Source organism: Bacillus sp. SIMBA_005, assembly GCF_046535585.1.
GTDB classification, from domain to species: domain Bacteria; phylum Bacillota; class Bacilli; order Bacillales; family Bacillaceae; genus Bacillus; species Bacillus pumilus.
Map to the genome: position 1 here is coordinate 1 of NZ_JAWRWI010001279.1, position 231 is coordinate 231.

Sequence of the window (231 nt, forward strand, 5' to 3'; positions counted from 1 at the left end):
CCTTTCTGTGTTAAGCCGCCGCATCCCCCGCTTTTATTTCAGAGACGGCAAAATCATTAAAATATCAGCTCCGGTATTATACGTATAGACGGCAGTTCCCGTATTTATGTATAGAACAAGTACCGGCGTGAGTGGTTCCCATTGTTTTCGTCAGCAAAATCTCAAAACGCCTTCTCTTCCGCGTTCATGCACGGAATAGAAGGCGCAAAAAGACATTTAGCCAAAGGCTTG

The 231-nt window shown here is 45.0% G+C and carries 1 protein-coding gene; it reads left to right on the forward strand.

All coding sequences use genetic code 11. The features are described from left to right. The coding region (locus SB660_RS24180; protein ID WP_410585183.1) for a hypothetical protein at window positions 1-88 on the forward strand (88 nt) is incomplete at its 5' end. Window positions 89-231: the final 143 nt, after the last annotated feature.